General features: G+C 71.0%; 21 protein-coding genes and 1 tRNA gene. 12 read left to right on the top strand and 10 right to left on the bottom strand.

The features are described from left to right. The first annotated feature begins 77 nt into the window (after nucleotides 1-77). The 5 genes from ACFY0P_RS15165 to ACFY0P_RS15145 all read left to right on the top strand — a co-directional run bounded on the left by ACFY0P_RS15165 (nucleotide 78) and on the right by ACFY0P_RS15145 (nucleotide 4,252). Nucleotides 78-599, top strand: coding sequence for a SigE family RNA polymerase sigma factor (locus ACFY0P_RS15165; protein ID WP_388911917.1), 522 nt, complete (start codon nucleotides 78-80; stop codon nucleotides 597-599). 29 nt (nucleotides 600-628) lie between these two features. Then, nucleotides 629-1,906, top strand: a complete 1,278-nt coding sequence (locus ACFY0P_RS15160) for a hypothetical protein (RefSeq protein ID WP_388911914.1) — start codon at nucleotides 629-631, stop codon at nucleotides 1,904-1,906. A gap of 327 nt (nucleotides 1,907-2,233) precedes the next feature. Continuing rightward, the gene (locus ACFY0P_RS15155) at nucleotides 2,234-3,565 is read left to right on the top strand and encodes a S8 family serine peptidase (protein WP_388911911.1); all 1,332 of its coding nucleotides are present in this window, start codon (nucleotides 2,234-2,236) and stop codon (nucleotides 3,563-3,565) included. After that, nucleotides 3,562-3,801, top strand: coding sequence for a hypothetical protein (locus ACFY0P_RS15150; RefSeq protein ID WP_388911908.1), 240 nt, complete (start codon nucleotides 3,562-3,564; stop codon nucleotides 3,799-3,801). Before ACFY0P_RS15155 ends, ACFY0P_RS15150 begins: the two co-directional genes overlap by 4 nt. A gap of 148 nt (nucleotides 3,802-3,949) precedes the next feature. After that, nucleotides 3,950-4,252, top strand: a complete 303-nt coding sequence (locus ACFY0P_RS15145) for a hypothetical protein (protein WP_388911905.1) — start codon at nucleotides 3,950-3,952, stop codon at nucleotides 4,250-4,252. 45 nt (nucleotides 4,253-4,297) lie between these two features. On the opposite strand, the gene ACFY0P_RS15140 is transcribed toward ACFY0P_RS15145, so the two are convergent. Then, the gene (locus ACFY0P_RS15140) at nucleotides 4,298-5,254 is read right to left on the bottom strand and encodes a GlxA family transcriptional regulator (protein ID WP_388911902.1); all 957 of its coding nucleotides are present in this window, start codon (nucleotides 5,252-5,254) and stop codon (nucleotides 4,298-4,300) included. 143 nt (nucleotides 5,255-5,397) lie between these two features. Between ACFY0P_RS15140 and ACFY0P_RS15135 the strand changes: the two genes are divergently transcribed. The 4 genes from ACFY0P_RS15135 to ACFY0P_RS15120 all read left to right on the top strand — a co-directional run bounded on the left by ACFY0P_RS15135 (nucleotide 5,398) and on the right by ACFY0P_RS15120 (nucleotide 9,834). Next, complete coding sequence (locus ACFY0P_RS15135; protein WP_388911899.1) at nucleotides 5,398-5,856, top strand: hypothetical protein; 459 nt, start codon at nucleotides 5,398-5,400, stop codon at nucleotides 5,854-5,856. Between the two features lie 177 nt (nucleotides 5,857-6,033). Beyond that, the gene (locus ACFY0P_RS15130) at nucleotides 6,034-7,494 is read left to right on the top strand and encodes an alginate lyase family protein (protein WP_388912803.1); all 1,461 of its coding nucleotides are present in this window, start codon (nucleotides 6,034-6,036) and stop codon (nucleotides 7,492-7,494) included. A 271-nt stretch (nucleotides 7,495-7,765) separates the two neighbouring features. Beyond that, nucleotides 7,766-9,460 (top strand): cytochrome c oxidase subunit I, encoded by a 1,695-nt coding sequence (gene ctaD / locus ACFY0P_RS15125; protein ID WP_388911896.1) that lies wholly within the window; start codon nucleotides 7,766-7,768, stop codon nucleotides 9,458-9,460. Continuing rightward, nucleotides 9,457-9,834 (top strand): cytochrome C oxidase subunit I, encoded by a 378-nt coding sequence (locus tag ACFY0P_RS15120; protein WP_388911893.1) that lies wholly within the window; start codon nucleotides 9,457-9,459, stop codon nucleotides 9,832-9,834. The genes ctaD and ACFY0P_RS15120 overlap by 4 nt, the downstream gene beginning before the upstream one ends. A gap of 86 nt (nucleotides 9,835-9,920) precedes the next feature. On the opposite strand, the gene ACFY0P_RS15115 is transcribed toward ACFY0P_RS15120, so the two are convergent. From ACFY0P_RS15115 to ACFY0P_RS15090, 6 genes are all read right to left on the bottom strand, one after another. Beyond that, the gene (locus ACFY0P_RS15115; protein ID WP_388911890.1) at nucleotides 9,921-11,450 is read right to left on the bottom strand and encodes an MFS transporter; all 1,530 of its coding nucleotides are present in this window, start codon (nucleotides 11,448-11,450) and stop codon (nucleotides 9,921-9,923) included. 61 nt (nucleotides 11,451-11,511) lie between these two features. After that, nucleotides 11,512-12,831: a DUF445 domain-containing protein gene (locus ACFY0P_RS15110; protein ID WP_388911888.1), complete on the bottom strand. Its 1,320-nt coding sequence runs from the start codon at nucleotides 12,829-12,831 to the stop codon at nucleotides 11,512-11,514. Between the two features lie 643 nt (nucleotides 12,832-13,474). After that, a complete protein-coding gene (locus tag ACFY0P_RS15105; RefSeq protein ID WP_388911885.1) occupies nucleotides 13,475-14,227 on the bottom strand; it encodes a DUF1707 domain-containing protein in 753 nt (250 codons plus the stop codon). A 41-nt stretch (nucleotides 14,228-14,268) separates the two neighbouring features. Next, nucleotides 14,269-15,348 (bottom strand): ATP-binding cassette domain-containing protein, encoded by a 1,080-nt coding sequence (locus tag ACFY0P_RS15100; RefSeq protein ID WP_388911882.1) that lies wholly within the window; start codon nucleotides 15,346-15,348, stop codon nucleotides 14,269-14,271. Between the two features lie 31 nt (nucleotides 15,349-15,379). After that, nucleotides 15,380-16,144, bottom strand: a complete 765-nt coding sequence (locus tag ACFY0P_RS15095) for an ABC transporter permease (protein WP_388912800.1) — start codon at nucleotides 16,142-16,144, stop codon at nucleotides 15,380-15,382. 85 nt (nucleotides 16,145-16,229) lie between these two features. Next, nucleotides 16,230-17,015, bottom strand: coding sequence for an ABC transporter permease (locus ACFY0P_RS15090; RefSeq protein ID WP_388912798.1), 786 nt, complete (start codon nucleotides 17,013-17,015; stop codon nucleotides 16,230-16,232). 833 nt (nucleotides 17,016-17,848) lie between these two features. Here ACFY0P_RS15090 and ACFY0P_RS15085 point away from each other — a divergent pair. Next, nucleotides 17,849-20,119 (top strand): transglycosylase domain-containing protein, encoded by a 2,271-nt coding sequence (locus tag ACFY0P_RS15085; RefSeq protein ID WP_388912795.1) that lies wholly within the window; start codon nucleotides 17,849-17,851, stop codon nucleotides 20,117-20,119. Nucleotides 20,120-20,310: 191 nt separating this feature from the next. Here ACFY0P_RS15085 and ACFY0P_RS15080 read toward each other — a convergent pair whose 3' ends face one another. Continuing rightward, the gene (locus ACFY0P_RS15080) at nucleotides 20,311-20,613 is read right to left on the bottom strand and encodes a co-chaperone GroES (protein WP_076089203.1); all 303 of its coding nucleotides are present in this window, start codon (nucleotides 20,611-20,613) and stop codon (nucleotides 20,311-20,313) included. Between the two features lie 78 nt (nucleotides 20,614-20,691). Beyond that, nucleotides 20,692-21,024 (bottom strand): DUF3618 domain-containing protein, encoded by a 333-nt coding sequence (locus tag ACFY0P_RS15075; protein WP_351490942.1) that lies wholly within the window; start codon nucleotides 21,022-21,024, stop codon nucleotides 20,692-20,694. 104 nt (nucleotides 21,025-21,128) lie between these two features. Between ACFY0P_RS15075 and bcp the strand changes: the two genes are divergently transcribed. Together bcp and ACFY0P_RS15065 are read left to right on the top strand one after the other, a co-directional pair. Further along, nucleotides 21,129-21,596 carry a thioredoxin-dependent thiol peroxidase gene (gene bcp / locus ACFY0P_RS15070; RefSeq protein WP_388911879.1) on the top strand — a complete coding sequence of 156 codons (468 nt, stop codon included), beginning with the start codon at nucleotides 21,129-21,131 and terminating at the stop codon, nucleotides 21,594-21,596. 390 nt (nucleotides 21,597-21,986) lie between these two features. Further along, nucleotides 21,987-22,071 (top strand) — tRNA-Leu (locus tag ACFY0P_RS15065). A gap of 41 nt (nucleotides 22,072-22,112) precedes the next feature. On the opposite strand, the gene rdgB is transcribed toward ACFY0P_RS15065, so the two are convergent. Further along, complete coding sequence (rdgB, locus tag ACFY0P_RS15060) at nucleotides 22,113-22,718, bottom strand: RdgB/HAM1 family non-canonical purine NTP pyrophosphatase (protein ID WP_388911876.1); 606 nt, start codon at nucleotides 22,716-22,718, stop codon at nucleotides 22,113-22,115. Between the last annotated feature and the right edge of the window lie 18 nt (nucleotides 22,719-22,736).

Raw genomic sequence — 22,736 nt, 5'->3', positions numbered from 1 at the left:
TACCCCGGCCCACCGCATCAGTGAGGTGGAACGGCAGAGCGCCGGAGCCGGGGACGGGGACCAGGGGGAGCCTGCGGATGAGTCAGAGGGCTGGGGAGGACTACGCCGAGTTCGCCGCGGCGCGGGCCGGGCATCTGTACCGGTCCGCCTGTCTGCTCACCGCCGGGGACACCTACCTCGCGGAGGACCTGGTGCAGGAGGCCCTCGGGCGGATCTACGTCCGCTGGGGCCGGGTCTCCCGCGCCGAGAACCCCGCCGGGTACGCGCAGACCGTCCTCACCCGGACCTTCCTCGCCCACCGGCGGCGGTTCAGCAGCAGGGAGCGGGCCAGGGACTCGTTCCCCGAACTGGCCGACACCGGCACCGATCCCGGCGGCACCGACCCCTCCCTGCGGCTGACCCTCCTCGACGCGCTGGCACGGCTGCCCGCCAAGGACCGGGCCGTCGTCGTCCTGCGGTACTGGGAGGACCGGTCGGTGCACGAGACCGCGGACGCGCTCAACATGAGCTCGGCCGCCGTCCGTACGCGATGCGTGCGCGCCCTCGCGCGGCTGCGCGAGCTGCTGGGCGAGGACCTCGCCGAATACGCCCGCCCCTGACATCAATCTTGTGGAGACGGTGGTTCGTCATGCCCGTGGAGCAGCAGTACGACGACAGCGACAGCAGCAACGACCAGGCCTTCGAGGTGCGGCTCTCCGCCGCGCTGCACGACGCCGGCGACACGTTCGACGCCGACCGGCGCTCACTCGTCGCCGCCGGTACGGTGCGGGGGCGGCGGCTACGGCTGCGGCGGCGGGCGACCGCGCTCGGCGGCGCCGCCGGGGTCGCGCTCGCCGGGGTCGGCGGCGCGCTGCTTTTGCCCTGGAGCGGGGGGCCCTCCGGACGGCCCCCCGCCGCCGTGAGCACCACCCCGCGCCCCACGGTCTCCCCCACCGCCCGCGCCGTCACCTCGGACGAGATGATCAGCATGCTCGAGAAGCTGCTGCCCGAGGGGAAGTTCGGCAAGGCGCAGGGTCGGGGCGTCGACGCGAGCGAGCCGCTCGTGGCGCCGTACGCGCAGGTCGTGTTCGACGACGGGCACGGCCCCGGCGCCATCAGCGTCGCGGTGAACCGGGTGCTGCCGGGCGGGTACGACGCCCGGCAGGCCGTCCGGTGCCCGGACAAGGTCTTCACGCCGTACGACAGTTGCACCACCAGCCATCTGCCCGACGCGTCCGTCGTCACGGTCGTCAAGGGGTACGAGTATCCCGACCGGCGGGTGGACACCAAGCTCTGGACGGCGAACCTCGTCACCCCGGACGGGCATCACGTCTCCGTCAGCGAGTGGAACGCCGCCGCCGAGAAGGACGCGCCGATCAGCCGGGACGAACCGCCCTTGTCCGCCGGCCGGTTGAAGACGCTGGCGGCCGCGAAGGAGTGGCGCGGGGTCGTCGACGCCATTCCGGAGGATCCCCGGCAGACCCAGGAACCGCCCATGGCGCAGGAGGACGGCAAGGCGATCCGGCAGACCCTCACCTCGCTCGTTCCGAAGGGGCTGAAGGTGGTGGCGCACGGGAGCGACGACGACAGCCAGTTCACCTACGTCGTCGTCGACGACGGCAAGGGGCGGAGTCTCGTCCAGGTCAACGTGCAGCCGGACATGTCCGACGTCGCGGACCAGTTGTTCGGGTCCGGGTCCGAGACCCTCGCCGACGGGACCCGGGTCGCCGAGCGGAAGCAGCCCGGGGAGAAGGGCGGCGCCGGCGTCGTCATGTGGACCGTCGACACCCTGCGCACCGACGGCTTCCGCGTGGTGGTCAGCGCCTTCAACTCCGGCTCCCAGCGGACCGCCGCGACCCGCACCGCCCCGGCCCCGACCATGAAGCAGCTGCGCGCCATCGCGCTCAGCCCCAAGTGGCGGTCGTAGCGGCCCTGATCGTCGCGCAGGGCTCAACCGGTCGCTGGTTCAACCAAGTCATGTGCCCCGGAGTTGCGCGTCGTCGCAGGTGGCGAGAGCGTGGAGGGGGGCGCGTGTGGTACGGGCCGATCGTACGGGGGCGAGGGCAGCTCACCGGTACCCGGCGGAGCCGCCCCCACGCACATCGAGTCACCGGTACACGGCAGATCCGCCGCGCACATCGAACCTGACCGCGCATCGGTGACGCATGTCCGCATCCTGACGATCGGCGGTGCACGAACCCACGAGCAGACGGAGCAGATCAGCAGAGAGCACAGCGCGGAAAGGCGGAAGGCTATGGCTAACGGGTCCTTGGGGAGCTTTCCCGGCAGTGAGCCGCCGGGCCGGGCCGGAACCCCCACTCAGCGAAACGCGGAATACACCGGACGGTACGTCGTCCTGCTCGACCAGTCGGATCCCGAGCGCGGGATGAACGCCCTGCGCTCCTCCGCCGGAATCGCAGCCGTCGAGCGGGTCACCGGGGCGGAGACGGAGAGCGCGGTCGAACTGCTCTCCCGTCCCGAGACCTCGGTGCTCTTCGACGAACTCGCGGTCGCCGTCGTCGACGCGCAGCCCGATCAGCGGCACGCACTGGTGACCGCGGCGGAGGCGGAACCCATGGTCATCGCCGCGGAGCCGGAGCGCATGGTGTACGCGACCGCGATCACCGCGGCCCAGCAGACGCTGACCGGTTTCTTCCCGGCGTACCGCAGCGACGAGGCGGAGATACGGCGGTTCACGCGGGCCGAGATCGCCTCCCAGCTCGGTCCGGCCTGGGACGAGTCCGACGTGACCTGGGGTCTCCAGGCCGTCCGCGCGCATCTGTCCGGGCAGACCGGGCAGGGCGTGAAGATCGCCGTACTGGACACCGGAGTGGACACCACCCATCCCGACCTGGCCGGATGCATCGAGGAGACGTCATCCTTCGTGCCCGGCCAGAGTGTCGAGGACGGCCACGGTCACGGCACCCACTGCATCGGTACGGTGGCCGGTCCCGCCCAGCCGCACCAGGGGTCCCGCTACGGCGTCGCGGGCGGGGCGCGGATCCTCGCCGGCAAGGTGCTGAGCAACCAGGGCTCCGGCAGCGACGGTCAGATCCTGGCCGGCATGGCCTGGGCGATCTCGCACGGCGCACGGGCGATCTCGATGTCGCTCGGGGCCGCGGTGCAGCCGGGGGAGCCGTTCCCGCAGACGTACGAGACGATCGCGCAGCGGGCCCTGCGGCTCGGTACGGTGATCGTCGCCGCGGCCGGCAACGAGAGCCGTCGGCCCGGCGACATCCAGCCGGTGGGCCGTCCCGCCAACTGCCCGTCGATCCTCGCGGTGGCCGCGGTCGACAAGGCGCTGGCCGCCGCCTGGTTCTCCTGCGGCGCGATCAACGGCCAGGGCGGCGAGATCGACATCGCCGCACCCGGTGTGGACGTCATCTCGGCCGCGCCGGGCGGTGGGCGCCAGACGATGTCCGGCACCAGCATGGCCACGCCCCACGTCGCCGGCGCGCTGGCCCTCTTCGGCCAGGCCCACCCGAACGCCACGGCGGCCGAGCTGAAGGACCTGCTGTTGTCGGCCGCCTACCCGTTGTCGCAGCGGCCCAGTGACATCGGCATGGGCCTGCTGCAGGTCCCGTGACCGAGCCACAGGGTTCCGCGCAGCCGGTCGGGGTCGTCGTCTCCGTCGATCCCGACCGGTTCGCCGAGGTGGTGGCGGCACTGCGGCGCGCCGGACTCACCGTCACCGGGGAACAGCCGTTGCTGGGCGCGCTGACGGGCACCGTCCCCGACGAGGACCGGATCCCGGCCCTGGCGGCGCTGGACGGCGTGGACGCCGTCGATCGGGAGGTCACCTACCGAGCCGAGGAGAGTTGATCCGGGGCGACTCAAGTCCGCTCACCGCACCTGCCTCCGGGCTAGCCTCGGGAAATCCAGGCAGAGATCCAGGCAGAGGTCCAGGCGTAGATACAGGCGTAGATACAGCGAGAGATCCAGCCGGAGATCCATCCAGAAGGAGACAGGCATGGCCAGGGTTCCCAGTTCGGTGATCGCCGCGGGCGGGCTCGTCGGAGGGTACGGCGTCGCGCGCTGGACCAGGAAGCGGCCGCTGGGCGGAGCCGTGCTGGCCGTCGCCGGGGCCGCGGCCGCGCAGCAGTGGCGGCAGCGGGCGGGCGGGAAGGCCGCCGGGGCGCTGTCGGCCGCGTACGTCGCCGCGTTCGCCGGATCGCACCCGCTGGCCAAGAAGGTCGGCGCCTGGCCGTCCGTCCTCGGGGTGGCGGGCGCGGTGGCGCTGGCGTCCTGGGCCGTCGCGGATCGCCGGGCGTAGCCGGACCCGGCCGGGCCTGGCCGAGCCGGCCGGACCTGGCCCGCGTCAGCTCCCCGTGGTGCGGAAGGCCCGGCGGTAGGCCTGGGGGCTGGTGCCGACCACTTTTCTGAAGCGTTCCCGGAAGGCCGTCGGGGAGCCGAAGCCCGACTGGGTCGCGATGCGTTCGACGGGGTGGGCGGTGGTCTCCAGCAGGTGCTGGGCCCTGCGCACCCGGGCCCGGTGCAGCCACTGCAGCGGGGTCGTGCCGGTCTGCTCGCGGAAGCGGCGGTTGAGGGTCCGGGTGCTCATGCCGGCCTGTGCCGCGACCTCGTCCAGGGTGAGCTCCCGGTCGCAGTGGTCCTCCAGCCAGTCGAGCAGCGGCTCCAGGGTGGCGCCGGCGGGGGCCGGCGGCTGGTCGTGGACGATGAACTGGGCCTGGCCGCCCTCCCGTTCCAGCGGCATGACCGACATCCGGGCGGTGTGCGCGGCGACCGCCGAGCCGTAGTCCTTGCGGACCAGGTGCAGGCACATGTCCATGGCCGCGGCCGCGCCCGCCGAGGTCAGGAACTGGCCGTTGTCGACGTAGAGGACGTTGGGGTCGACGTCGATGCTCGGGTGCAGCGCGGCCAGGGTGTCGGCCGCGGCCCAGTGCGTGGTGGCGCGCAGGCCGTCCAGCAGGCCGGTGGCCGCGAGGACGAACGCCCCGACGCAGACCGACGCGATCCGCGTGCCGTTCGCCGCCGCCGCGTGCAGGGCCTCGGCGACCTCGGGCGGCAGGACGCCGGCGGGATCCGCGACGCCCGGCACGATGATCGTGTCCGCCTCGGCCAGCGCGTCCAGCCCGTACGGCGCCTTCACCGTGAACGCCCCGCCCGCCGCGGTCACCTCGTCCGCCGGCCCGCACACCCGCACCCGGTAGGCGTCCCGGCCGTCGGGCAGCCGGGCCCAGCCGAAGGTGTCGATCGGCACGGTGAAGTCGGAGGGGATGACCTGGTCCAGGACGAGGACGGCGACGGTGTGCATGGCAGGAACGTAACCGTTCGACGGGTTGCCGCCAACCACCGGCCCGGTTCCGGCGCGGTAGCGGTACCGGCTGGCGAGAATCCGGCGAAGGGTGGCAGTATTGCCGCTTCTGCGCGATCATCCGGCCGCCTACGGTCGTCGCCGTGACCAAGTTCCTCCTCGCCGTCCATGTCCTCGCGGCGATCGTCGCGATCGGTCCCGTCACCGTCGCCGCCAGCATGTTCCCGCCGGCCGCCCGGCGCGCCATCGAGGCGCCGGACGACGTCCGGGCCGCCGAGACCCTTCAGCTGCTGCACCGGATATGCCGGGTGTACGCCGTCGTCGGCGTCGTCGTCCCCGTGTTCGGGTTCGCCACGGCGAGCACCATGCATGTGCTGGGCAGCGCCTGGCTGATCACGTCGATCGCGCTCACCGCCCTCGCGGCGCTCGTCCTGGCCGCGCTGGTGCTGCCCCGGCAGAGCGCGCTGGTGGAGGCCGGCGCGGGCGGGGCCACACGGCAGATGACCGCCCGACTGGCCATGTTCACCGGGGTGTTCAACCTGCTGTGGGCCGCCGTGACGGTGCTGATGATCGTGCGGCCGGGGTCGACGACCGGCGCCTGAACGTCCGCCCGAGCGTCTGCTTGAACGTCTGCTTGAACGTCCGTCTGAACGTCTGCTTGGACGTCCGTCTGAACGTCTGCTTGGACGTCGTATCGGGCAGCCGGTTTCTGTTATCGCCGGGCGGGCCGGTCCGTCTCCCGGGGCATGCACGTGACTCGACAGATCAGCCGCCGGACCATGTTGAAGGCCTCGGGTGTGGCAGCGGGGGGCGCCACGGTGGGCGCGGCCGCTTCGGCGGCGGCCGCTCCCGCGGCCGCCGCCGGGACCTTCGCCCATCCCGGCCTGCTGCACACCCGCACCGACCTCGACCGCATGGCCGCCAAGGTGAAGGCGGGCGCCGCGCCCTACACGGCCGGGTTCGCGAGGCTCACCGCCAACCGGCACGCGCAGAGCGGCTGGCAGGCGCGGCCGCAGGCGGTGGTGTACCGGGGCTCGGGCACCCCGGAGAACTACTCGCTGCTCTACAACGACATCCACGCCGCGTACCAGAACGCCCTGCGCTACCACGTGACCGGCCAGAGCGCGTACGCCGACACCGCGGTCGCCGTCCTCAACGCCTGGTCGGCCACCCTGACCGCGGTCGACGGTTCCGCCGACCGGTTCCTGGCCGCCGGGCTGTACGGCTACCAGTTCGCCAACGCCGCCGAACTCGTCCGGGACCACGGGGACTTCGAGCTCGCCCGCTGCCAGGAGATGCTCGCCAAGAACTTCGGCGCGCTGAGCGACGACTTCCTCGTCCGGCACAACGGCGCCGTCGTCTCCAACTACTGGACCAACTGGGACCTGGCCAACATGGCCTGCGTCCTCGCCACCGGCGTCCTCTGCGACGACCGCGCCCAGGTCGCCCGCGCCGTCGACTACTTCAAGCACGGCGCCGGGCTCGGGGCGATCAGGAACGCGATTCCCGTCGTGTACGACGACGAGGGGGACGGGAGCGGCGCGCTGGGCGAGTGGCTCGAGGCCGGGCGCGACCAGGGGCACGCGCTGCTCGGGGTGGGCCTGATGGGCACGTTCTGCGAGATGGCGTGGAACCAGGGGATGGACCTGTACGGCTACGACGACAGCCGGTTCCTCAAGGGGGCGCAGTACGTCGCCAAGTGGAACCTGGGCGGGCAGGTGCCGTTCACCGCGAACACGCGGCGGAAGGGGGCGATCGGTGGCTGGTCGGGGAGTGAGACGGTGACCGCCGCGGCGGGCGTCGATCCGTCGATGATCCGTCCCATCTGGGCGATGATCGCCAACCACTACACCAAGCGGCGGGGCATGTCGGCGACCTACGTCACCCGGATCGCGGCGAAGGCGGCGCCGGAGGGCGGGGGCGGGGACTACGGGCCGAACAGCGGCGGGTACGACCAGCTGGGCTTCGGGACGTTGACGTTCACCCGGGACCGGGTGAGCGCGGCGGACGGGGACACGGCGGGGGGTACGACGTCCTCCCCGCGTCCGACGGCCTCCGCGTCGGCAGCGGCATCGGCAACCGCCTCGGCGCCCGGGGCGTCCCCGTCGGCCACGGGCAAGGGTGACGACCTTGCCGCCACCGGGTCCGGGGACGTCGTCGGATGGGCTGCGGCCACGGGGATCACCGCGCTGGCGGGTGGTCTGCTGATGCTGCGGAGGCGAGGGCGCCGAGCCGGCTAGTGCGGCGGTGCGCCGTCGTTCGGCCGCGGCGTCTTCGTGGCTGGTCTCGCAGTTCCTCCCTCCAGCCTTCGGCCGGGGTACCTCCAGCGCCCCTGAAGGGGCGCTCAGGTCCCGGCGTTCCACGGGGGCGCTGCTCCACCCGTGGGTCCTGGCCGCCCGTTCGGCCGTATGCGGGCGGCTCAGGGCTTCTCTCCCGGTCCCGAGCGGCCAGGATGGCCGGAGGATCACGCCTTGGTGCGGGTGAACCGCGAGCGTCTGGAGACACACACCGGTGACCGTTCTCAACGAGCCAGAGCCCTCGGCCGTCCCCCATTACGACAGCGAGGTGCCGCTGCGGGGCCGGCAGCCCGGCAACGTCGTGGTGAAGTGGATGACCACCACCGACCACAAGACGATCGGCACGCTGTATCTGGTCACGTCGTTCGCGTTCTTCCTGATCGGCGGCGTGATGGCGCTCGTCATGCGCGCCGAGCTCGCCCGGCCGGGCCTGCAGATCGTCTCGAACGAGCAGTTCAACCAGGCGTTCACCATGCACGGCACGGTGATGCTGCTGATGTTCGCGACGCCGCTGTTCGCCGGCTTCACGAACTGGATCATGCCGCTCCAGATCGGTGCGCCGGACGTCGCGTTCCCGCGGCTGAACATGTTCGCCTACTGGCTCTACCTGTTCGGCTCGACCATCGCGGTGGGCGGCTTCCTCACCCCGCAGGGCGCGGCGGACTTCGGCTGGTTCGCCTACTCCCCGCTGTCGGACGTGGTGCGCTCGCCGGGCCTCGGCGCCGATCTGTGGATCATGGGTCTGGCCTTCTCCGGCTTCGGCACCATCCTCGGCGCGGTCAACTTCATCACCACGATCATCTGCATGCGCGCCCCCGGTATGACCATGTTCCGGATGCCGATCTTCGTGTGGAACGTGCTGCTGACCGCCGTGCTGGTGCTGTTCGCCTTCCCGGTCCTCGCGGCGGCGCTGTTCGCGCTGGAGGCGGACCGCAAGTTCGGCGCCCACGTGTTCGACGCGGCGAACGGCGGGCCGCTGCTCTGGCAGCACCTCTTCTGGTTCTTCGGCCACCCGGAGGTGTACATCATCGCGCTGCCGTTCTTCGGCATCGTGACCGAGGTCATCCCGGTCTTCTCCCGCAAGCCGGTCTTCGGCTACATGGGTCTGGTCGCGGCGACCATCTCGATCGCCGGTCTGTCGGTGACGGTGTGGGCGCACCACATGTACGTCACCGGTGGTGTGCTGCTGCCGTTCTTCTCCTTCATGACCTTCCTGATCGCGGTCCCGACCGGGGTGAAGTTCTTCAACTGGATCGGCACCATGTGGAAGGGCTCGGTGTCGTTCGAGACCCCGATGCTGTGGGCGACCGGCTTCCTCGTGACGTTCCTGTTCGGTGGTCTGACCGGTGTCATCCTGGCCTCGCCGCCGATGGACTTCCACGTCTCCGACTCGTACTTCGTCGTCGCCCACTTCCACTACGTGGTCTTCGGTACGGTCGTCTTCGCGATGTTCTCCGGCTTCCACTTCTGGTGGCCGAAGATGACGGGCAAGATGCTCGACGAGCGGCTCGGCAAGATCACCTTCTGGACGCTGTTCGTCGGCTTCCACGGCACGTTCCTGGTGCAGCACTGGCTGGGCGCCGAGGGCATGCCGCGCCGGTACGCCGACTACCTGGCGGCCGACGGCTTCACCACCCTGAACACGGTCTCCTCGATCAGCTCCTTCCTGCTCGGCCTGTCGCTCCTGCCGTTCCTCTACAACGTGTGGAAGACCGCGAGATACGGCAAGCCGGTCGGCGTCGACGACCCGTGGGGCTACGGCCGTTCGCTGGAGTGGGCGACCTCCTGCCCGCCGCCGCGGCACAACTTCGTCACCCTGCCGCGGATCCGCTCGGAGTCCCCGGCGTTCGACCTGCACCACCCGGACATCGCCATGGCCGAGGCCGAGGCCCACAGGCTCCACACATGACCGACGCGGGACGTCGAACGGGCGGCGGTCACCCGCCGGGAGCCGACGGAGACGTCGCCAACCAGGCCGAGGGTTACCTGCTGTGGCGGGCCAGGGTCGCGGAGGCCGAGCAGCGGGCGCGGGAGTTCACCGGGCGCATGGACTGGCTGACCACGGGCCAGCGCGACGAGGTCGAGCGCCACTACGTCGACGACAGCCTCCGGCGCGCCCGGCAGGACCTCGCACGGATCGCCGCCCGGTGTGTGTCCCTGCGGGACGAGTACGAGCGGCGCTACCGGGGGCTGCGGGCGCGCTGCGTGGGATGGGCGGTGGCGGTGTGCGGGGGCGTCGCCTTCCTGGCGACCGCGGTGACGGCCGTTTCGGTGAGCCGGTGAGCCGGTGAGCCGGTCATCGCGCCGGTGAGCCGGTCATCGCGCCGGTGAGCCGGTCGTCGCGCCGGTGAGCTGCCGAGGGGCCTCTCCTACGCGGGTGCCTTCGCCGGCCCGCCCTTCTCCGCCGCAGCGGTCAGCGGACGGGCGATGTCCTCCAAGGACCGGCGCTCCGCGTTCACCGCACACACCGCCGCCACCAGCCCCGCCGCGCACATCAGGCCCGCCCCGATCTGGAACGCCAGCACCGTGTCGGCCACCTTGCCCGTCCCCGTGAGGTCGGCGAAGAGCAGGGGGCCGCTGATGCCGCCCGCGGCCGTGCCCAGGGCGTAGAAGAACGCGATGGACATCGCCCGCGTCTCCATCGGGAAGATCTCGGAGACGGTCAGGTAGGCGCTGGACGCTCCCGCCGAGGCGAAGAAGAGGACCGCGCACCAGCATGCCGTCAGGGTTCCCGCCGTCAGCACGCCCCGGTCGAACAGCCAGGCCGTGAGGAAGAGGAGCAGCCCGGACAGGATGTAGGTCGACGAGATCATCACCCTCCTGCCCACCGTGTCGAAGAGCTTGCCCAGGAGCAGGGGGCCGAGGAAGTTGCCGACCGCGATGACCACGAAGTAGTAGCCCGTGTCCCCCGTCGGCACGTCGAAGAACTTGGTGAGGATCGCGCCGAAGCCGAAGGTGATCGCGTTGTAGAGGAACGCCTGGCCGATGAAGAGGGAGAAGCCGAGGACGGCGCGGCGGCGGTAGTCGTGGAAGACCGTGCGGGCGATCTCGGCGAAGGTGACGCTCTCGCGCTGGTGGATCACCAGCTCGCTCTCCGGTGCCGGGAGCGGCTTCCCCGACTCCTCCTCCACCTTCCGCTCGATGGAGGAGACGATCTCCTCGGCCTCCCGTTCCCGGCCGTGGATCAGCAGCCAGCGCGGGCTCTCCGGGACGTTGCGCCGTACCAGCAGGATGACCAGGCCGAGGACGACGCCCAGCGCGAAGGTCAGGCGCCAGCCGACGTCCTTCGCCAGGAAGTCCGTGTTCAGCGCGACGATCGAGAGCAGCGAGCCGCCCACCGCGCCCACCCAGAAGCTGCCGTTGATGATCAGGTCGACGCGGCCGCGGTGGTACGCCGGGATCAGCTCGTCGATCGCCGAGTTGATCGCCGCGTACTCGCCGCCGATGCCGAAGCCGGTCAGGAAGCGGAAGGTGAAGAACCACCAGGGGGCGAAGGAGATCGAGGTCAGGGCGGTGGCGGCCAGGTAGACCGCCAGAGTGATCATGAAGAGCCTCTTGCGGCCGTAGCGGTCGGTCAGGCGGCCCCAGAAGAGGGCGCCGGTGCAGGCGCCGGCCACGTAGAGGGCCGCGGCGGTGCCGGTGATCTGGGAGGAGGAGATCGCGAGGCCGCTGCCCGGTTCGGAGAGGCGGCTCGCGATGTTGCCGACGACCGTGACCTCCAGGCCGTCCAGGATCCACACGGTGCCGAGGCCGATGACGATCGTCCAGTGCCAGCGGGACCAGGGGAGCCGGTCCAGGCGGGCCGGGATGCGGGTGGTGATCGTCCGGCCCCCGCCGCCGGCACCCGGCCGCGGGTCGATCCCGTCCGCGCCGCCCACGCCCGTAGCCGTACCGCTCATCGCGCCTCCTCGACCGGGAGAAGTACCGAAACCCGCGGCCGAGTGCCCGGCTCCGGGCGCTTTACGCCCCGAGGGCTCGTGACACCGTGAAGATCAGCACGCCGGCCAGCGACCCCACCACCGTGCCATTGATCCGGATGAACTGCAGGTCGCGGCCGATGTGCGCCTCGATCTTCCGGGTGGTGTGCTCGGCGTCCCAGCCGGCCACCGTGTCGGTGATCAGGGAGGTGATCTCCTTGCGGTAGGTCGACACGACGTGCACGGCCGCGCCCTCGACCCAGCTGTCGACCTTGTCCTGGACCTTCGGTTCCTCGGCCATCCGGGCGCCCAGGGAGATCAGGGAGGCGCGCACGCGCAGCCGCAGCTCGCTGCGCTCGTCCTCGGCCGCCGCGACGATCATGGACCGTACGGCCGTCCACGCGGACGCGATCAGGTCCTGCACCTCGCCGCGGCCGAGGACCTCGCCCTTGAGCCGCTCGACGCGGGCCCGGGTGTCGGTGTCGGATTGGAGGTCGTTCGCGAAGTCGGTGAGGAAGCGGTCGAGGGCGCCTCGGGCCGGGTGGGAGGGCATGTCCCGCATCTCGGAGCAGAAGCGCAGCAGCTCCTTGTAGACGCGCTCGCCGACGCGCCGGTCGACGAACCGGGGGGTCCAGCCGGGCGCCCCGCCCTGGACGGCGTCCATCACGGAGTCGCCGTGCAGCACCAGCCAGTCGTACGCGCGGGTGACAACCAGGTCCACGACGCGCTTGTGGCCGCCGTCGGCGACGACCCGCTCCAGCATCTTGCCGATGCCGGGGGCGATCTCCTGGGCGTCGGCGCGGCGGGTGATCGCCTCGCCGACGACCGCCTGGACGTCGGAGTCCCGCAGCACGGTGAGCGCGCCGCGGAGCGCTGTCGCGAGCTCGGCGGTGACCCGGTCGGCGTTCTTCGGCTCCGCCAGCCAGGCGCCGAGGCGGCTGCCGATGCCGACGGCGCGCAGCCGCTGCCGTACGACGTCCTGGGAGAGGAAGTTCTCGCCGACGAACTCGCCGAGCGAGACGCCGAGCTGGTCCTTCTTGTTGGGGATGATCGCGGTGTGCGGGATGGGCACGCCGAGGGGGTGACGGAAGATCGCCGTCACCGCGAACCAGTCGGCGAGGGCGCCGACCATGCCGGCCTCGGCGGCCGCGGCGACGTAGTCCGCCCAGGCGCCGGCGCCGGCGCCGGACGCCCACTTGGCCAGGGCGTACACGAGGGCGACGAGCAGCAGCAGGCCGGTCGCCGTGCGCTTCATGTGCCGTACGCCGCGCTGGCGCTCCTCGTCGGCGGGCGTGAAGGCGTTCATGGACTTGTAGGAGGGGGTAGCCGCCTCCCGGTCCACCGCTTCCGTACGTTCCTCCATCTGCTCCACCCGTTCGCACCCGGCACCACCCTCACGGTGATCCCGCACCCATTGTCCCTACCTGACCTACTCCCGGACCGAAACAAGAGTTCCCACCACCTGACCACCCAGGAAATTCCAGTGCCGAACCCGCCGGTGGTCACCCGCGGCCCGGTGGGGGCTCGCCGCGCAGTTCCCCGCGCCCCTTTACGTCGGCTGCCCCACCGCCACCCGAAACATCCCGCCGACTTCCTGGGCCCCGCCGCTCCCCCACACTCCCCGACTCCTCGAACCCCCGCCGCTCCTCCCACACCGCGCGCTCCCCCTCACCCCGCCGCTCCCCCACACCCGCCGCGACGGCGCTCAGCCACGAGGGCGGTATCCGGCGGTGCCGAACCCCCCGGTGGTCACCCGCGGGCCGGTGGGGGCTCGTCGCGCAGTTCCCCGCGCCCCTTTGCGTCGGCTGTTCCGGCGTCGCTCGAAACATCCCGCCGACTTCCTGGACCCCGCCGCTCCACGCCGCTCCCCCACGCCCGCCGCGACGGCGCTCAGCCACGGCGGCGGTGTCCGGCGGTGCCGAACCCGCCGGTGGTCACCCGCGGGCCGGTGGGGGCTCGTCGCGCAGTTCGCCGTGTCCCTTTGCGTCGGCTGTTCCGGCGTCGGCTCAGTAGTCGCCGTGCCTTCGTCGTGCTCGTTCCTCGCGGCGCTGGTGGTGCCAGTCCTGGCGGGCGGCGTGGAGTTCGTGGCGGGCCGACTTGCGGTCCAGCTGCTCCTGGCGGCGTTCCTCCTTGAGGCGCTGGCGTTCCGCCTTCGTGACCTTGTGGGCCACCTCGACCCCGCCCCAGAACGCGAAGCCCGTCACGACCACCCTCGGGGCGCCCGGGTCCGGCGACATGTCGTGTTCGCGCTCGTCGAAGCCGCCCATGATGCCGATGCCGCGCATCACCACCTCGACGCCCGGCGGCACGATCACGCTCATCCCGCCCATGATCGCGATGCAGTTGATCACGACCTCACCGTCCGCGAAGTTCGCCTCGCGCAGGTCGATCTCGCCGCCGCCCCAGAACGCGAAGGAGTTGAAGCGCCTCGGCACCGTCCAGCGGCCCTTGCGCTGGAAGCCGGACATCACGGCCACCGCCCAGGAGGAGGAGCCCTCGCCGCCGACGATCCGGCTCCCCCAACTCCCGCTCGGCGCAGGGGGCTTGCTGAGCGAGACCGCGGGTGTGGTGCCCGCCGAGGGGAGGTCCCTGGTGAGGGGCGTCAGCTCACCGTACGTACGGGCCTTGTACGTCGCCTCCAGCCGCTCCTCGAACTCCTCCATGTCGAGCCGCCCCTCGGCGAGGGCGTCCCGGAGGATCTCGGCGACTCGTTCACGATCGGCGTCGGAGGCGCGCAGCTCCGGGGCATCGTCGGTCATAGAGGCAGACTACGAGTTCGCGGCGCCGGGGACCACGGGGTCTACCCGGTGGCCCGGTCCGCGTACATCTTCGCGATCACCGCCTCGATGTCCGGCTCCCGGACCGACAGGTCGGCCAGCGGGTACTCCGCCGCGATCCGCGCCACCAGCGGCGCCGCCGACTCCGACGCCGGGAACGCCAGCCACTGCCTCGGCCCCTCCACCTTCACCACCCGCGCCGCCGGACCGGCGTCGATCGGCGGGAGCTCCCGCTCCAGGTCGACCACGAGGGTCCGCTCGCTCTCCCCCGCCTCGTGCAGGCCGGCGAGCGGACCGTCGTACATCAGCCGCCCGTGGTCGATGACCATCACGCGGGAGCACAACTGCTCGATGTCCTGGAGGTCGTGGGTGGTGAGCAGGACCGTGGTGCCGCGTTCGGTGTTCAGTTCGCGGAGGAAGTCGCGGACCTTGGCCTTCGAGATGACGTCCAGGCCGATCGTCGGTTCGTCGAGATAGAGGACGTCCGGGTCGTGCAGGAGTGCGGCCACGATGTCGCCGCGCATCCGCTGGCCCAGGGAGAGTTGCCGTACCGGGACGTCCAGGAGGGAGTCCAGGGAGAGGAGTTCGACCAGCCGGTCCAGGTTCTCGGTGTAACGGGCGTCCGGGATGCGGTACATGCGGTGCATCAGGCGGTAGGAGTCGATGAGGGGAAGGTCCCACCACAGGGTCGTGCGCTGGCCGAAGACGACGCCGATGCGGTGGGCCAGGCGGGTGCGTTCGCGGGACGGGTCGATGCCGGCCACCCGGAGCCGGCCGCCGCTCGGGGTGAGGATGCCCGTCAGCATCTTGATCGTGGTCGACTTCCCGGCGCCGTTCGGGCCGATGTAGCCGACCATCTCGCCCCGCGCCACCGTGAAGGAGAGCGAGTCGACCGCCCGTACCTCCCGGCGTTCCCGTTTCAGGAAGCCGGCCTTCTTCCGCACCTCGAAGACCTTCTCCACCTCGGAGACCTCGATGAACGCCTCGGTGGCCTCGGCGTCCTCGTCGATCTCGTCGGTCTTGTCGGTCTTGTCGGTCTTGTCGGTCTCGTCAATCTCGTCGGTCTTGTCGGTCTTGACGACCTCGTTGGACATGTCCGGCATCGGATCAGCTCCCTGCGCCCCGGTCATCGGATCAACTCCCCGTGCTTCGATACGACCTGAGGCCGGCCCGCCACGCCAGGCCCGCCAGCGCGCAGCACGCCACCGCCACCAGCGGCGTCGACCACGCCGTCCACGCCGGCAGCCGCAGCGGATACGGCCGCCCCAGCACGTACGCGGCCGGCACCCAGTTGACGAAGGCCAGCGGCAGCATGAACGTCACCCCGCGCACGAAGTCCTTCCCGAACACCGTCGGCGGGTACTGGAGCAGCGTCGTACCGCCGTACGTGAACGCGTTCTGCACCTCCGCCGCGTCCTGCGCCAGGAACTGGAAGGCCGCGCCCGCCACGAACAGCGCGCAGAAGATCGCCGAGCCGCCGGCCAGCATCAGCGGGACCAGCAGCACCTTCGCCGGCGTCCACGCGACGTCCACGGAGACCAGCGCCCAGCCCAGCACCGCCGCGCCCTGGGTGATCCGGCCCAGGCGGCGCAGCGCGAAGTGGTCCGCCCCTATCTGGGCGAGCACCGGGGCCGGCCGGACCAGCAGCGTGTCGAAGGAGCCGTCGCGGATCCGTACACCCAGCACGTCCATCGAGCCCAGCACCAGGTCGGCGGCCCCGAACGCGGTCGCCGACAGCCCGTACAGGAAGCAGACCTCGGGCAGCGACCAGCCGCCGAGCGAGTGGACCTGCGAGAACATCAGCAGGATCGTCGCGAAGTCCAGCCCGGTCACCAGCAGGTTCCCGGCCATCGTGAGGGCGAAGGACGTGCGGTAGGTCATCGTGGAGCGGATCCACATCCCGGCGATCAGCCGGTACGCCCGCAGCCCCTCCCGGGCCCGCTCACCCGCCCCGCGCCACCTGCTCCCCCCGTCAGGAACGCGCTCACCCACCCTGCACCACCACCCGTCGCGTCGCCGCCGACTGCAGCAGCCTGCCCGCCGCCAGCAGCGTCACCGCCCACCCGGCCTGGAAGGCGAACGCCCCCGCCAGCCCGGTCTCGCCCATCAGCACGTCCGCCGGCATCTGGATCTGCGCCGCCCACGGCAGGACGCGGACGACCTCGCCGAAGGCACCCGGGAAGACGTTCAGCGGCAGGGTCATGCCCGAGAAGAAGATCCCCGTGATCATCAGGACCTGGTTGACGCCCATCCCGTCCATCAGCCAGAACGCGCTCAACGCGACCAGGTACCGGATGCCGAAGCTGACGAGCATCGCGAGGAACAGCGCGACCAGGAAGGCGGCCCAGGTGCCGGCGTCCACGGGCAGCGCCATCGGGAAGAACACCGCGCCGACCAGGAAGGGGATCACGCCCCGCCCCAGCATCTGGAACAGCGAGCGGCCCAAGTCGGTCGCCAGCCACCACATTTGAAGATCGGCCGGACGGTACAGGTCGATCGCGATCGCACCCGTTCGGATACGCTCCATCAGGTCTTTTTCCACGCCCCCGCCCTGGATCGCGAGCGTCGCGTAGAGGCACTGTCCGAGCCACACATAGGTCACCGCCTGTGCCTGGTCATAGCCTCCGAGGTGCGGTTTCTCGTTCCACAGCGCCAAGTACGTGTAGACGAGGATGATCCCGAAGGCCGTGTTGGTGAACACCCCGGCGGCGGTGGCCGCCCGATACGTCGCGTACCGTCGGAAACCCCCCGCCGCGACGGCCGTGTACAACCGTCCCGCGACCACGCCAACCGACCTCCCGGACCGCCCGACACCGAAGCGCAGGAGCCTACTGCGCCGACGACATCGCAGGCCACGCAATTTCCGTGACCGAAGCGTGCCGGAATCCGGGAACGGAACGCACGGTGCGAGAGTCTTCAACTGGGGGCGCAGAAGCGTACGAGGTCGTACGGGAACGAACGTACGACGCGAAACAGGAGTCCGTGCACGACATGAGCGACGAGCCGCAGCCGCAACAGCCGAACCAGGGCGGCGGAGGCCCGACGAAGCCGCCGGCTGCGGCCGAGGAGAAGAAGACCCCGGCGCAGCCGGCGGCCGGGACGAAGCAGCCGGAGCCGCCCGCGGCGGCCGAGGAGAGGACGACGGAGCCGTCCGGCGCGGAACCGCCCGGCGTGGAATCGCCCGGCGTGGAATCGCCCGGCGCGGAATCGCCCGGCGCGGATTCGCCCGCCGCGGGTTCGCCCACGGCGGCCGAGCAGGCGAGGACGGAGCGGCGGGCGGCGGCCGAGGACACGCAGACGCGGCAGCTCGCCGCGGTCAGGGTGCCGAAGGCACGACCGCCCGCGGCGGCCGAGGACAGACAGGACGCGCAGGACCGGCAGGACACGCAGGACACACGGAGCGCGCAGGACCGGCAGGACACGCAGACGCGGCAGCTCGCCGCGATCAGGCCGCCGAAGGCGCAGGCACCCACCGCGGCCACGCCGCCAGGGGCGGCACCGCCCGCGCCCGACGCGCAGACGAACGTGCAGACGACGGGGGGCGGGAAGAAGATGAAGCGGCCCAAGCGCACCGGATGGCGGCGGATCATCCCGACCTGGCGGATGGTGCTCGGCACCTTCGTGCTCGGGGTACTGCTGCTGATCGGCCTGTTCTTCCTCGGCTACTCGATGGTGAAGATCCCGGCGGCCAACACCTTCGCCACCAAGCAGTCCAACGTGTACCTGTACGCCGACGGCTCCCAGCTCGCCCGCGACGGCGAGGTCAACCGGGAGAACGTGGACCTCTCCCAGGTCTCCGTGGACGCCCAGCACGCCGTGCTCGCCGCCGAGGACCGCGACTTCTACACCGAGTCCGCCGTCGACCCCAAGGCGATGCTGCGCGCCGCCTGGAACACCGCGACCGGCAAGGGCACCCAGTCCGGCTCCACCATCACCCAGCAGTACGTGAAGAACTACTACCTCGCGCAGGAACAGACCGTCACCCGCAAGGTGAAGGAGTTCTTCATCTCGATCAAGCTGGACCGCAGCGAGTCCAAGGACCAGATCCTCGAGGGCTACCTCAACACCAGCTACTTCGGCCGCAACGCCTACGGCATCCAGGCCGCCGCCCAGGCCTACTACGGCATGGACGCCGTCGACCTCGACCCGGCCCGCGCCGCCTACCTCGCCGCGCTCGTCAACGCGCCCAGCGAGTACGACGTCGTCGCCCACCCCGAGAACAAGGCCTCGGCCGTCGCCCGCTGGAACTACGTCCTGGACGGCATGGTCAAGAAGGGCTGGCTCAGCGAGTCGAAGCGGGCCGCCATGAAGTTCCCGATGCCCAAGGAGCAGACCGTCTCCACCGGCATGTCCGGACAGCGCGGCTACATCGTCAACGCGGTCAACGACTACCTGATCAAGAACAAGATCGTCGACTCGGACGCCCTGGAGGCCGGCGGCTACCGCATCACCACCACCCTGCAGAAGAGCCGGCAGAACGCCTTCGTCAAGGCGGTCGACGACAAGCTGATGTCCAAGCTGAGCAAGAACAACAAGGTCGACAACTACGTGCGGGCGGGCGGCGCCTCCGTCGACCCGAAGACCGGCAAGGTCGTCGCCATGTACGGCGGCATCGACTACGTGAAGCAGTACACCAACGGCGCGACCCGCGGTGACTTCCAGGTCGGTTCCACCTTCAAGCCCTTCGTCTTCGCCTCCGCGGTCGACAACGGCTCCACCACCCAGTCCGGCCAGACCATCACCCCGAACACCTACTACGACGGCACCAACAAGCGCACCGTCCAGGGCTGGTCCGGCGGCGCCTACGCGCCGGAGAACGAGGACGAGAAGTCGTACGGCCAGATCACCGTCCGCAAGGCCACCGACCTCTCCGTGAACTCGGTGTACGCGCAGATGGCCGTCGACGTCGGCCCGTCCAAGGTCAAGCAGACCGCCGTCGACCTGGGCATCCCCGCCGACACCAAGGACCTCCAGCCGTACCCGTCCATCGCCCTCGGCACCGCCACCGCCAGCGTCCTCGACATGGCGGAGGCGTACGCCACGCTCGCCAACCACGGCAAGCACGGCACGTACACCATGGTCGACAAGATCACCAAGGACGGTACGGAGGAGATCAAGCTGCCGGAGTCCAAGACCACCCAGGCCGTCAGCCGGCAGGCCGCCGACACCACCACCTCGATCCTGCAGAGCGTGGTCGACAACGGCACCGCCACCGCCGCCCAGGCCGCGGGCCGCCCGGCCGCCGGCAAGACCGGCACCGCCGAGGAGGACACCGCCGCCTGGTTCGCGGGCTACACCCCCGACCTCTCCACCGTCGTCTCCGTGATGGGCCAGGACCCGGTCACGGCCGCCCACAAGTCGCTGTACGGCGCGCTCGGCCTGGAGCGCATCAACGGCGGCGGCGCCCCGACCGAGATCTGGGCGCAGTACACCAAGGACGCCCTGAAGGGCACCACGGCCTCCGACTTCGACCTGGACCTCCAGGCCGGCGCCGAGACCGTGGCCCCGCCCACCCAGAACACGGCCACCCCGGGCACCGGCGGCCAGGACAACGGCGGCACCACCGGCGAGAACCAGGACAACGGCGGCACCACCGACGGCGGCCAGGACAACGGCGGTACGACCGACGGCTCCACCACCGCCGGCACCACCGACGGCGGGACGACCGACGGTTCCACCACCGACGGCTCCACCACGGCCGGTACGACGACCTCCGGCACCGACTCCGGCACCACCTCGGGCACCGACTCCGGCACCTCCACCGGGACCACGACCGACGGCACCAGTACCGGGACGACGGCGGGCACCGGGGACGCCGGGACCACCACAGGGACGACAGCGGGCGACGGCGGAGGATTCGGGTTCGTTCAGTGACCGCTGGTCGCCTTGAGCCCCACCACGGCGACCAGCAGCAGACAGACGAAGAAGATCCGGGCGGCGGCTCCCCCAGCACCACCATCCCGAACACCGCCGCTCCCGCCGCCCCGATCCCCACCCACACGCCGCAGGCGGTACGCCAAAGGGGCCTGGTGACCACAGACACCAGGCCCCTCCAAGCCTCTGAATCAGAGATACAGGCCGGTCGAGTCCTCCGAGCCCTCGAACCGGTCGGCGGCCACCGCGTGCAGATCGCGCTCCCGCATCAGCACGTACGCCACCCCCCGCACCTCGACCTCGGCACGGTCCTCCGGGTCGTACAGCACCCGGTCACCGGGCTCCACCGTCCGCACGTTCTGCCCGACCGCGACCACCTCGGCCCAGGCCAGCCGGCGCCCGACGGCCGCCGTGGCGGGAATCAGGATGCCCCCGCCCGACCGTCGCTCGCCCTCCCCGGTGTCCTGCTTGACCAGGACCCGGTCGTGCAGCATCCGGATGGGCAGCTTGTCGTGCTGGCTGCCGTGCTCGTTTCTGTTGGCGCTCACGCCTTTGAACCTACCTGCCTCTGATCAGCTCTTACGCCGCCGGGTACCGCTGAAGACCAGCAGCCCGACCACGCCCACGGCGACGAGCGCGACCGGCACGACCCGCTCCAGCCGCGGCGCGCCCTCCTCGTCCACGAACTGGGCCTTCACATCGCTCACGACCCGGTTGACCTGGACGTAGGCCCGCCCGAGCGTGTGATCGACATTGGCCGCGACCTTGGCCTTCGCATCGCCGACGATGGTCTTCGGATGCACCCGCACCCCGATCTCGTCCAGCGTCTCGGCCAGCACCTCGCGGCGGCGCTTGATGTCCGCCTCGATCTGCGCCGGGGTTCTGGTGTCCGACGTCTCCGCCACCGTAGGCCCTCCGAAGTCTGCCGTACTGCCGTACTGCCTGTTCTGGACAGTCTGTCAGCTCTCGCCGCCGCCGCACGGTCAGGACCCCCCGTTACGCTAGACCGATGAGCGAGCGACTCCAGCCCGGGGACGTAGCCCCCGACTTCACCCTCCCCGACGCCGACGGCAACGAGGTGTCCCTCTCCGCCCACAAGGGCCGCAAGGTCATCGTCTACTTCTACCCCGCGGCCCTCACCCCAGGCTGCACGAAGCAGGCCTGCGACTTCACGGACAACCTCTCCCTCCTCGCGGACGCCGGCTACGACGTCCTCGGCATCTCCCCCGACGCCCCGGAGAAACTCGGCAAGTTCCGCGAGAAGGAGAACCTCAGGGTCACCCTCCTCGCCGACCCCGACAAGAAGGTCCTCGACGCGTACGGCGCCTTCGGCGAGAAGATGAACTACGGCAAGACCTACATGGGCGTCATCCGCTCCACGATCATCGTGGACGAGGAGGGCAAGGTGGAGAAGGCCCTCTACAACGTCCGCGCCACCGGCCACGTGGCCAAGATCATCAAGGACCTGGGCATCTAGCCTCCCCCGCCGCGGACGACGGCTCGCACCGGAACACTCCCGGCGCGAGCCGTTTTCCCTTTCCGGGCACGTCGTGGGGCGCGGACGCCGTCGGAGGCGCCGGGGAGGCTGGGGCCGGAGGCCGCCGGCGGGCATCACACGCCTCCGGACCCGCGAAGGGCAGCTCATCGAACAGCCGGAGGACCGCGTCCGGCGAGGTCACCCGCTTCCGCTGGAGGCCGACCACGTGGACGGCAACCGGCGCGACAGCCGCATCGAGAACCTGCGGTCGCCGTGCCCCAACTGCCATTCCACGACGAGCACCTGGTGCCGGGGAGGCGCACGGCGCAAGGCGTAGCCCCGTACACTGGGCGGAGCAAAACGGCAGCTCTGACAAATGTCCGTTTTGGAGCGGTCGTGGCGAAATAGGCGATACGCGCGGGTTTTAGGTGCCCGTGGGAGAAATCCCGTGTGGGTTCGAGTCCCACCGACCGCACCTGCGAGGGGCCCCCTTCACGGGCGGCCCCTCTTCCGCTCTCAGCCCAGCAACTCCCGCACCACCGGCACCAACGCCCGGAACGCCTTCCCCCGGTGGCTGATCGCGTTCTTCTCCTCGGGGCTCAGCTCGGCGCAGGTCCTGGTGTCCCCCTCCGGCTGGAGGATCGGGTCGTAGCCGAAGCCGTTCGTGCCGGTCGGGGCGTGGCGGAGGGTTCCCCTCAGTTGGCCCTCGACCACGCGCTCCGTGCCGTCCGGCAGGGCGAGAGCCGCCGCGCAGGCGAAGTGGGCTCCCCTGTGCTCCTCGGCGATGTCGGAGAGCTGGGCGAGGAGCAGGTTCAGGTTGGCCTTGTCGTCGCCGTGCTTGCCCGCCCAGCGGGCGGAGAAGATGCCGGGGGCGCCGCCCAGGACGTCGACGCAGAGGCCGGAGTCGTCGGCGACGGCCGGGAGGCCGGTCGCCTGGGCGAGGGCGTGGGCCTTGAGGAGGGCGTTCTCGGCGAAGGTGACGCCTGTTTCCTTGACGTCGGGGATGTCGGGGTACGCGTCCGCGCCCACCAGTTCGTGGGGCAGCCCCGCCTCCGCGAGGATCGAGTGCAGCTCGGTGATCTTTCCGGCGTTGCGGGTGGCGAGGATCAGGCGGGTCGTCATGTCCTGCAGTATCGCAAG

The organism is Streptomyces sp. NPDC001714 (assembly GCF_042892755.1).
Classification (GTDB): Bacteria; Actinomycetota; Actinomycetes; order Streptomycetales; family Streptomycetaceae; genus Streptomyces.
The sequence above is the reverse complement of the archived record's forward strand: the minus strand, read 5'-3'. Positions and strand labels throughout refer to the sequence as shown.